The sequence below is a fragment of the Bradyrhizobium sp. Leo78 genome (genome assembly GCF_059512425.1).
In genome coordinates, this window is record NZ_JCAMOT010000086.1 from 1 (window position 1) to 9,807 (window position 9,807).

At 58.5% G+C, this 9,807-nt stretch carries 8 protein-coding genes and 2 pseudogenes; 6 read left to right on the forward strand and 4 right to left on the reverse strand.

Annotated features, from left to right (window positions below; translation table 11 throughout):
- Positions 1-792: 792 nt before the first annotated feature.
- The 3 genes and pseudogenes from AC5ZG1_RS42430 to AC5ZG1_RS42440 all read left to right on the forward strand — a co-directional run bounded on the left by AC5ZG1_RS42430 (position 793) and on the right by AC5ZG1_RS42440 (position 3,718).
- Positions 793-1,572, forward strand: coding sequence for a hypothetical protein (locus AC5ZG1_RS42430; protein WP_496136369.1), 780 nt, complete (start codon positions 793-795; stop codon positions 1,570-1,572).
- Positions 1,573-1,651: 79 nt separating this feature from the next.
- Complete coding sequence (locus tag AC5ZG1_RS42435; RefSeq protein WP_496136370.1) at positions 1,652-2,788, forward strand: YaaC family protein; 1,137 nt, start codon at positions 1,652-1,654, stop codon at positions 2,786-2,788.
- Positions 2,789-3,057: 269 nt separating this feature from the next.
- Positions 3,058-3,718: pseudogene (locus AC5ZG1_RS42440) on the forward strand (SOS response-associated peptidase).
- Positions 3,719-4,140: 422 nt separating this feature from the next.
- Here the strand turns inward: AC5ZG1_RS42440 and AC5ZG1_RS42445 are convergent.
- The gene (locus AC5ZG1_RS42445) at positions 4,141-4,524 is read right to left on the reverse strand and encodes an NUDIX hydrolase (RefSeq protein ID WP_496136371.1); all 384 of its coding nucleotides are present in this window, start codon (positions 4,522-4,524) and stop codon (positions 4,141-4,143) included.
- 308 nt (positions 4,525-4,832) lie between these two features.
- A pseudogene (locus AC5ZG1_RS42450) lies at positions 4,833-5,000 on the reverse strand (DUF3606 domain-containing protein); the annotation flags it as partial.
- 151 nt (positions 5,001-5,151) lie between these two features.
- Between AC5ZG1_RS42450 and ligD the strand changes: the two are divergent.
- The 3 genes from ligD to AC5ZG1_RS42465 all read left to right on the forward strand — a co-directional run bounded on the left by ligD (position 5,152) and on the right by AC5ZG1_RS42465 (position 8,855).
- Entirely contained in the window at positions 5,152-6,072 is a 921-nt protein-coding gene (ligD, locus tag AC5ZG1_RS42455) for a non-homologous end-joining DNA ligase (protein WP_496136372.1), read from the forward strand.
- Positions 6,073-8,333: 2,261 nt separating this feature from the next.
- Complete coding sequence (locus AC5ZG1_RS42460) at positions 8,334-8,537, forward strand: hypothetical protein (RefSeq protein WP_496136373.1); 204 nt, start codon at positions 8,334-8,336, stop codon at positions 8,535-8,537.
- Positions 8,538-8,594: 57 nt separating this feature from the next.
- Positions 8,595-8,855, forward strand: a complete 261-nt coding sequence (locus tag AC5ZG1_RS42465) for a hypothetical protein (RefSeq protein ID WP_456646853.1) — start codon at positions 8,595-8,597, stop codon at positions 8,853-8,855.
- A gap of 223 nt (positions 8,856-9,078) precedes the next feature.
- On the opposite strand, the gene tnpB is transcribed toward AC5ZG1_RS42465, so the two are convergent.
- Entirely contained in the window at positions 9,079-9,189 is a 111-nt protein-coding gene (tnpB, locus tag AC5ZG1_RS42470; protein WP_456646852.1) for an IS66 family insertion sequence element accessory protein TnpB, read from the reverse strand.
- Positions 9,186-9,515, reverse strand: a complete 330-nt coding sequence (gene tnpA, locus AC5ZG1_RS42475; protein WP_456646851.1) for an IS66-like element accessory protein TnpA — start codon at positions 9,513-9,515, stop codon at positions 9,186-9,188. Before tnpA ends, tnpB begins: the two co-directional genes overlap by 4 nt.
- Between the last annotated feature and the right edge of the window lie 292 nt (positions 9,516-9,807).

A 9,807-nucleotide genomic window follows, 5' to 3' on the forward strand; every position in this document is an offset into this window, starting at 1 on the left:
TGAACTTTGGCTGGTGATTGACTTATGTTATTCGTCGGTATGACTGATGCCTTGGATGCCGGTGAAAAGCTTTTTCGCCCGTGTTGTTGCCGCCATCGCTGAGGCTGAGCGGCTGACTGCTAGGAACAAGGCATGGCGGGCTGAGGTTCTTTTCAGCTTAAGGTGGATGGTCACCCGAACGACCTTCCATCCGAAGAGAGCGCACGAGGACGAACCCTTCGGGCGGTACAGAAAACGTGCGAATTGATTTCGTGGTGCAGCTGGCGTTCCCCATCCTGCTCTTGCTTGGATTTCGTGGGCGTTTCCGAAACCGGCGGACGACATTTGCGAGGATGCGGGACACGTCGTTGTCGTAACGATTGTGGCATAGGCTGCCGATGAAGGTGATTGACCCGGTCGAGAAGAAGTACCCGCGATCGCCACCGCCGACCACCATGTGCGCTTCCGGCTTGATATCGGCCGTCAACGACAGCGCACTCGCGACCTGGCGGAGCGGCTCCGCTCTGTTATCCAAGCGACGTGACGGCTGAAATGATTGAGGCCTATAAACGGCGAACTGCATCACGTTGAGGAGGACAAATCGCGTTGGCGTACCAAGACGATGTAGTCGGGAGCTTTGAGCAGGGGCTAAGACTAATACCGCCCTGGATGCGCGCGCCTTCAGACAGGGTGAAGGCCAATGCCGCATGATACGCTGCGGATTGTCTTGCGCGGGGGCGGACAAGGAAGATCAGCAGCGGCGCAGAGCTATTCACCAGTTTTGTAACGTCCGAACATTCAGGCTGCGGGGAAATGATCGAACTTGTCGAATTTTGGAAGAATTGTGATCTGAGCCAGCCTCCATACGTTCACGACGATGACCGATCATTCATTGATGCGGCTACGAACATAAGCACGATTACCCTTCGAAGTCATCGCGCATTCGTTGAGCACCCCACCTTTGGTGACGAAAACGATGGCTCGCTTCACTTAGGACTCCTGCCTGTGCCCTATCAGGGCAATCTATTGAGGGCGGATATTTTCATCATCATGCTCAATCCCGGTCTCGGCCTCAGCGATTACCAGACCGAGGAAGATGCAGAGCACGCCGAGCAGGTCCGTTTAATCATCAGGCAGAACTTTGCTGAGGTAGAGTATCCTTTTCTGTCCCTAAATCCTGACTACGCCTGGACGGGAGGCTTCCAGTGGTGGGAACGGAAGCTACGGAAAGTCATCCAGCAGATTGCAAGCGACCATTGCGGGAATGACTACGCTGCCGCGCTGCGCTCGCTATCGCAGCGATTAGCTGCGATAGAAATCTTTCCGTACCATTCACGGACGTTCAAAGCAGCCTCCCTTAGGTCAAGCCTGCCATCGGTGCGGAAGGCGAAGGAATTTGTGCAAAGCCTAGTGCCGCGTGCTCAAATGGGGGAAATCACCGTCATCGTATCAAGGGGGATCAAATCAATCGGAATAGACGACCATAAACTTGCGAACTACGATCCAAAGCTGGCTCGTGGCGCTTCGCTTGGTCCTGGGACGAAGGGAGGCGCGGCCATCCTCAGAGCGTTTGAACGGAAAACATCGCGGTGAGTTCTTTGGTGATCCCCGCCGAATGATGTGCTCAAGATCGCGATGCCAGGGCGCGGACAAAGAAGACAAGGCGGGCTAGATGCAAGATTGGAACGACATCAGATTCCTTGAAAGCACCACAAATCTCAAAACAACCATTAAGAAATCAACTGGAAAGACCCCATCAACTGAAGTCGCTCGAGATATCGCCGCTTGCTTGCAGCAAGGCAGATTGTTTTTCGAAATAGCATCTTCCGCTCCGCTCCAAGTACAGCCATTGCAGATCTATTACGGCATGGTTGGCTTTGCCAAAGCAATCGTCCTTGCGCGCAACATCCAATCAATCTCAACGATCGCACAATCTCATGGGTTGTCTGACGTATCGCAACCCACTTCAAAAATTGAAGACTTGACACTAAAATTCCACCAAAAGGGTTTGTTCGCGCAGTTCAATGACGTAGTCGCCTCTTTAGGTCGGCTGAATTATTTCGATAATTCTATGCCGCACTCAGAGCCAAAGCCCTTCGACTCCGCCGCTGCATTGGGTGGTACCACTTGCTCTTTCAAAGACATCCTCGGCAGAATTCCAAGCTTGCAGAGGCTTTATCAACGGACGTTTTCCGAAGATGCAGCCTGTTGGTCGATAAGCTTCTATCATAGAGGTAATGATGTCGAGCTGCGAATTGACGATCCCCATTTGATAGCCGACAGGAATGACCTGCGGTTGGTCATAGACAAATGGCGTCAGAAATTTCCGTTTCTGCGGCAATGGTGTCTTTGCGAAGCCGGTCATGCATGGGACAACACGGTCCTACTTTCCCGTAACGTTGATAAGCCCTCTAACGGTGAGTTTTCCGATAAATTCCTCATTGAAACCGAAAGTGGTTTTAGTGCAGCGCCATATCCGAGTCAGGTACGCATTCCTTTTTCGTCGATGTTGCCTGCTTTGGCTGGGGGCATCACCAATGATCATCCCACCGCTATCCAACCACTGAACGGAGTTAACCTGTCGGAGTTTGCCCTACAGTTTTGCGGCGCATTTCTCCTGAGTTCTTTGGTGCGGTATCGACCCCAAGTCTGGCAGCACGCTCTTTCTCATTCGGCATTTGAGAGACGTGCAGCGGATGACCGCGCGCTTTCAATAATTGAGGCATTTTCAGCCAAAGTGCTCAGCGACTTTTCGAAGCTTGTCGAAAAATCTATCGATTGGGCAAATTCGCGAAACCTCTATGGATAGGACGTGGCTCGTGTCTTGATAAGTCAACTCCTACCCCGATGGACAAGGGGCAACCTGCGCAGTAGATGGTGTCGATCTCGCCGCATGGCTCGTCCGCAATGGCTACTCGCTCGATTACGCTGCTGAACCGGGGCGGTTTGTATGGGAATTTGGGACGTATGTCGGGATGCCGTTCCTTGGCCTGCTTGGGATAGTGGGATGCTTCTATTTTCGGGTATGGCGCTGATGGCACTACCGCCCATCACCATGATCAGCGCAGCAAGTTCGTAATGTGCAACCTCTACAGCATCACCTCCAACCAGGAAGCGATCCGCGCGCTGTTCCGAGTCATCAACCGCTACGTCGGCAACCTGCCGCCGATGCCCGGGGTGTTTCCTGATTATCCGGCCCCCGTGTGCGCAACGGTGCCGACGGCCGCGAAATGGTGTTGATGCGCTGGGGCATGCCGCCTCCGCCGAGCAAACCCGGTCCGCCCGTGACGAATATCCGCAGGACCAGCTCGCCGCACTGGCGCGGCTGCTGAAGCCGGAGAACCGGTGCCTGGTCCCCTTCAACAGTTTCGCTGAATACGCGCCGGAGCCAAATCCGGCCACGAAAAAAAAGGACGTGGTCTGGTTCGCGCTGAACGAGGACCGGCCGCTTACGGCATTTGCCGGGATCTGGACCGAGTTCAAGGGTGACCGGGGCACCAAGTCGAAACCGGTCCCCGGTCTTCATCTCGTCTATGGCTTCCTCACCACCGAGCCGAATGCGATCGTCGCGCCGATCCACCCCAAGGCGATGCCCATGGTCCTGACGACCGACGAGGAACGCGACGTCTGGCTCCGCGCACCGTGGGATGAAGCTAAAGCGCTGCAGCGTCCGTTGCCGGATCATGCGCTCAAGATCGTCCTGAGAGGGCCGGACAAAGAAGACAAGCTGGCAGCCTGACACCGGCCTGCGGTTTGGCCCGCACCGGTGTTTTGGTGTCAGGAAACATCAGCATAGTGGCGCCTACCCGGTTGGGGTGAGGCGGCTGGCCTTGATCTAAATCAACGGTCGCGCTCGATCCTCGACCAAGCATTAAACTTATGACGAGGTCCGAGGAACCAGATCGACAGGCGTCGTCGAAGCCCAAGTCGTCACCCTTAGAGGAGGCGCTACGTATCCTCGAGGAGTATGCGCGCGACCTGCGCGAGATCATCGAGAAGCTGCGCCAGCGGCTCCATTGAGGGATGTCGCCTCAAAGTAAAAGCTGAGGTTCAAGGCCAGCTGCCACTCGGCCGCTCACGTTCGCCAGCTGTTCTGTCGGCCACAGAAAAGTCCTACTAGCGATCGAAGAACCAAAGCGCAAGACGTGCCTGCCAGCTTGTTCAATCTTTATCTGGAAAGAGCCGGTCGCGAATGTAGCGCGACGTCGGCGTCAAACGGACGGCTCCCGGCTTGTGCCAGGCTACCCGATCGATTCCCTTTTTATCACCGATCGTCAGCTTCCCCTTCGCGTTTTTGGCGACAAAGATGACGTCGCTCATTTTGCGGCCGGACCGCTTATTCTTGGCCTTCAGTTCTTTCCAAAGACGCACTCTGCCGACCTTGATATCTGGAAGCCCCTCCCTGAGCTCTCGTCGCAGACACTCCCTTTCGGTCTCTCTCGTCCGCTTACGGCCGCCTGGAAACATCCACAAACCATCACGTCGCCGCCTCACCAGCAGAACTCTGCCCCGCTTTGCTGCGACGAGTTTAGACGACTTGGCCATCCTCAGCTCTCCCAGCCTGGCCTAAACCTGATGAGACAGCGCCGGAGCGCGAGAAGTAGGAACCACTTACATCAATTGGTTTTAGGCCGCATCACTGGATAAGGAGATACGTGATGAAGGCGAACGTCGGCCCGGGCACTGACAACCTTACCGGTAAGCAATCCGGCGGCAGATAACCTGAAATAGTAAATCCCGAGGTGTAGTGAGAAGGGCCTCGGCAAAGTGGAAGCTGAGGCCACCGGTTGGCTGGGCCACTCAAATTGGCACCGTTTGGCCGCTCTTGTAATGCACTATAAGCCAAGCGGTTTCTATCTCTTCCGCGCGAGCCGCTTCTCCACGCGCTTCCTGCTGTTGCCGACCTTCTTGACCGCCTTCTTCACGCTCGTGGCTGATCGGCCGGTCTTCTTGGATTCATAACTGACTTCGTGCCGCTGCCCGCCGGCGACACGCGCGCGATCCTGCTTGCGACCCCGCTGTCTGTTTCTTTGCCTTTTTCGCCATTCTGGCCTCCCTTACTGTATCGGCGCAACGCGGGATGCACGTCCCTAGTTCCCGGCAAAGGGGCGGCGCTCCGGAACCAATCGAGACGACCTCATTTGATTTAGCCTTCGCCCTTGGAGTTGTGGAGTGGCGTCTCAGCGTAAGAAGTCGACAGCGATCGGCGCCAAGGCTCCCTACCCGGGCTTCATCGAGCCGGCGCTGGCCACCGAGATCGAGCGCGTGCCAAGCGGCGCCAGATGGATTCATGAGATCAAGTTCGACGGCTACCGCGTCCAGGTCCACCTAGCCAATGAGACGATCAAGGTATTCACCCGTCGCGGCCATGACTGGACCCACCGCTTCCGCAGGATCGCCGACGACGCTTGGCACATCTCCGCCGGCAGCGCGATCGTCGACGGCGAAGTGGTCGCGCCGGCCGAAGATGGCACCACGGATTTCTCGGTGCTGCAGAGCGAGCTTAAGGGCCGGTCGAAGAAAATCGTGCTGGTCGCGTTCGACCTGCTCTACCTCAACGGCCACGACCTGCGGAAGCTGTCGCTTTCCACGCGCAAGGCTGCCCTGAAAAACCTGATCGCCGGCACCGATGTCCAGTTCAGCAAGAGCTTCGAAGTCGACGGCCGTGCGATGTTCGAACACGCCTGCAAGACCGGCTATGAAGGCGCCGTCTCGAAGATCGCCGACAGCCCCTACGTTTCAGGCCGCGGCCGCAACTGGTTGAAGAAGCCGTGCGCGCAGCGGGAGACGCTGACGATCGCCGGCTTCGCCCTGGACGAAGGAAAATGGGACGGCATCTATCTCGGCCGGCGTAAGGGCGCCGAGCTGATCTACGCCGGCAAGGTCGACCACGGCTTCGATAAGGCATCCGCGGCCGACTTGCGGAAGCGCCTGACGCCGCTGATCCGGAAGACGCAACCCTACACCAAGCGGATCGCGCACAAGGGCATCTGGGTTGAGCCGACGGTGCTGGCCGAAATCGAGTACCGCGCCAAGTCGGCCGCGGGCAAGGTGCGGCACCCATTCTTTAAAGGCCTGCGGGAGGATCTATGATGGACCGCCGGAAGTTCCTGACGAGCGGCAGTGCAGGGGCAAATCTCGCTTGCTATTCCATTCAAGGCCGGGATTCCCAGGCGCGATATCTACGACAGATCCAGCTCCATCTGAATAAGGGAAAGGCGAAGGCCTACACTCGAACCGCCTGGACTGGACCAAACGCTTCTCGGTCATCGCCGGTGCCCTTGGCATCCCCGGTCAAGCCATTATCGATGGGGAACGCGTGACGAATCCTAAGTGTCCGATCTGCTTGGGCCTCGGTTGGGTCTGCGAGAACCATCCGAAACTCGCCTGGAGTGAAGAGCTCGGCTGTCAGTGCAGCGCGGGGATGCCATGCGAAGTGCAACCGGCCTGACGATGAGGGCATCGACGAACCGGACGTGAGCAAGGTCCTCGATGAGACCCCGCCCGTAAAGCATTAGCCTCGCTGCCTTCTTTCGACGATACGCTGCGACGCCGCCCCCGCCCGACGTTATCGAATATGCCGCGCTCGGCCCTGCCTGGAGTGAGTCATTGCTAGCAAGTCTAGGGTGATCGAAGCAGATGGAATCCCCCGCTGCTACGTCACGCCTGTTCGAAGCTAGCGGCAGCGAGGTGCCGCAGCCCACCACCGTGATGCTGCGTACGGTCGGACCGCAGGTTGAAAATCTTGCGCTACGCGTTCGAAGCTGCAGGCCTGCACTGCAGGTCGCACTCGGCCGACGACGAGCCGCAGGTCGTGGAGACGTGGGTCTGATCGCCAAGACTTCGCTCAAAACGCGAGAAGAGCAAACGCTGTCATGACTGTCGTGAGAGCGCCCGCCGTGAGAACGAACGCGGTGAATAAACGGTCAGTGTCCAGCATGACACATCCCCAGCCCGAATTGTGAGCTGTGAAATATACATCCTTGGAGCGAGGTCTGCAGTAGCTATTTCCGGAGGGAAGGCATGGTGCTACGTCGATGGCGGGAGCAATTCAACTGATTTAAGCCGATCAAAAGAGAGCCCCGGAAGGGATTCCCTTCGGAGGCTGTCGAAGTTACTGCTCTGAAACGCTGGGGGAGAAACGGGACTTCTCCAACCGGCGCGCAAGCGTGCCATGCCGACCGGCGCGATCAACAACCTGGGTTAAGAGCCCCCCGCGGGGGCGATCACCAGCCCCACCGTCGTCCGATCCTAACCCACATTATTATTGATCTCACGAATTTCTGCGCCATCTGTGTGCAGAAGTGCACAGACTTCCTGCCCACGCGGCGCTTGGCTCGGCGTGCAACCTCCTGGCCGATCATCTCGATTCCTCCAGACCAATGGTCGGCCGAAGAGGAAGCGCAGCCCCGGCGTGCTCCCCCACGAAAGTCGCGTCGGGGCAGCGCTCTCGCCTATCGACGGAAACGGATGCGCAAGCGCTGGTTCGGATTAAGTGAACGACGGGACATGATGATGACGCCGCGCGAGGAACGCGACATGCCCTACATTGTCGGACTCGCTGTATGGCGGCGGCAATGATGGTCGCGTTTGCTGTGTTTTGGCGATAGCGCGCAGCCCGCTGTTCGCGCGGCGAAATGAAATCATATCGGGGTATAACCTAAAAACGCCGGGACGGCGGCACAAACTGCGCTGCCCTTGCGGCGTCGGCGTGCTTATCGTGCGGCGCTGGCTCTCGCCGATCACCTACAGCCCCCAGCCCCAGTGGTCGGCCGAAAGACGGCACGCCCCGGCGTTGATCCTGCATGGTTGGCGTCGGGGCACTCCCGTCACAACACCGATCACCAGCCCCACGGCCCATGGTCAAAAGAGAGAGGCCCGCCTTTGGGACGAGCCGCCCGCTCGCATCAGCGCCTATTCCCCGCGCCCATGCCGATGCCCTCCATGCCGAATTGCGGGATAGGTGGCCGCCAAGGCCGATGCCGTAAGGCCCAACGGCACAATCCGCGCCTGACATCCAGGTCACCGTGGTGGCTTTCTTAATCTAAGTAATTGATCCCCCAGGTCGGCATGGCACCCTACCAGTGCTGGTGGAGAAAAGTGCCGTTTCTCTGTCAGCTGCTCTTAAACCCGAATGACTAGCCCCCTCTTCTGGGGGCTTTCTTTTGGTCTGCGGCGGGGCAGTCGAAACAAATGAGCAAGCGGCAGCGTTTGTTTTCATTGCGCTAAAGTGTTGCGTTGATGGTCGCGCTTGGGATGTTCTGGCGATAGCGCGTTACGACTACTTTCACGGGGATGAATTGAGCAGCACGCGGCTGATAGTGGTACGCAAAATCCTTGCCGAGCACGGGCCGATGACAGCAGAAGCCATGGTCCGGGAAATGTTGAAACTCGGCCATGACGTGTCCGTTCACGAAACGCTGCCCGGCAAAGTCTCTTCGCTTCTCATAAGTCTGTGGCGGCTGGAAAAAGCCGGCATGGTCGCGCGTGAAGGCAAGGGCCGTTCGGCGCTGTGGCGGTTCAGCGTATCACAAACGCAAACACCGCACCGGACTTGAAGGCTACAGCCGCATCGGCAGCGCCAGCGGATCGCGGACGGCTCGCCATAGCGCCCGATGAACGCCGCCAATTGCTCCGGAATTTCGCCCCGTTCCGGGCAGCGCTGGCGCAGCTCGGCGGCGATCTCCTCCGCGGCGTCCTGCGACCAGCCTTCGCTGGATCCGGATGGGGTTGCGGTACTGGCCCTCCATCAGGTGACGCAGCACGGTCTCGCGGTCAGTGTCCTCCTCGTGAGCGGCGGTTTCATCGTGACGCGCTTTCCGCAACTTTTGGTCCCGCTCATGGCCAGGTGGGAGCGCTTTAGCTTCCTCGCGTAGGCACTTGGCCTCTTCGATCAGACGATTTTCGAGTGTTTGAGTCACCTTGAAGTGATGCCGCTTAAGCATAGCGCTACTCCCTATGCCTGAGTGGGCGGGAGCGCTACCGTTATCGAGCGTTCTCATCACCGATAGATACCAAGAGCCGTGCGGTGATGCCCATCAACGTCCCGGCGGGGGTATTGGCTGCGGGGGTTCCAAATGAGGAACCAACCGGGGCGCCCTACTCGCTTAAGGCTTCCTGCACCAGCAAGGCCAGCGAGTTCATGCCGCGACGCACATCGGTGTGGCCGGTCGCAATCCACACCCGTACGCCCGACGCAATCGGGATCACCGTAGGCGTCCATCTGCCAGCGCCGCCACGGCGGCCTTCAGCGTCGCCGCGTCGACCGTACCCGTGATCCGCATCCGAGCCCCGGCCGCAAACTCGATCTCGATCGACCCGCCGCTGCTCGCCGGCGCGACTGGACAGGGCGTCGGCCCTGATTCCGCGACCACCATCGCCGGTATGAAGCCGGGTTGATGGGCGACATCCTTTGGCTCAGGCTGAAACGAGCGTCGCCATCGCAGCAGCAATGAGCGCGAAACGCCATATCGCCGCGCTGTTGCCGCGACTTGGCGCGGCGCCTGTAAGCTCTCCAGGACGGTTGAGCTTCTCATCCTCGGACCAGCGCCGCCGCCGGCCCGTGTCCACCACCTCAAGCCGTTCGACTTGGGCACTGCGCCTATCGCTGTCCATAAGGACAGTTCTCAACAACACGCCTCATTCCGCAAGGCGGCCTTCACCGAACGGATACGTATGTGCCGGAGCCGAATGGGCTGCGCGTCAATTTTCGCTGGCTAGATAACTTAGCATAGTTGTGCAGGCGGCCTCCGCCTCGGCAAAAGTTTTGAAGGGCGAGCCAACGACCCTGATCGCGCCACGGCTCTGTTCAAACGGGCGCCATGACGC